The sequence below is a fragment of the Microbacterium sp. HMWF026 genome, assembly GCF_003061325.1.
Lineage (GTDB): Bacteria > Actinomycetota > Actinomycetes > Actinomycetales > Microbacteriaceae > Microbacterium > Microbacterium testaceum_E.
This window is the reverse complement of record NZ_QAJB01000471.1, coordinates 1-345: the sequence shown is the minus strand read 5'-3', so window position 1 is coordinate 345 and position 345 is coordinate 1. Positions and strand designations below refer to the sequence as shown.

Below are 345 nucleotides of genomic sequence, written 5' to 3'. Positions count from 1 at the left end.
CTCCCGCCACATCGCCTGCTTGGTCCGCGGGTCGTCGAACAGGGCCGGCACCGGGAACTGGTGCACCGACGACGACCAGGCCGCGCCGAACTTCGACAGGATCTCTCCCGCATAGGGGATGCCGGAGGTCCGCACGTTCGCGGCGCCGTTCATCTGCACGATGTGGGTGTCGTGGACGTCCTTGAGCGGGACGTGACGGGCGACCGCCGAGAGGGTCGAGCCCCACGCGACGCCCACCGTCATGGACGATTCGACCCGCTCGGCGAGGATGCGCGCCGCCGTCAGCGCCGTGCGCTCCAGGCGTTCGGCCTCGGAGGTGCGGGTGGGGGTGGGCACGACGTGGGC

The 345-nt window shown here is 71.6% G+C and carries 1 protein-coding gene; it reads right to left on the bottom strand.

The genetic code is table 11. The annotated features are described in order from the left end of the window. The coding region (locus DBR36_RS18730) for a sugar-binding domain-containing protein (protein ID WP_258222968.1) at nt 1–345 on the bottom strand (345 nt) is incomplete at both ends.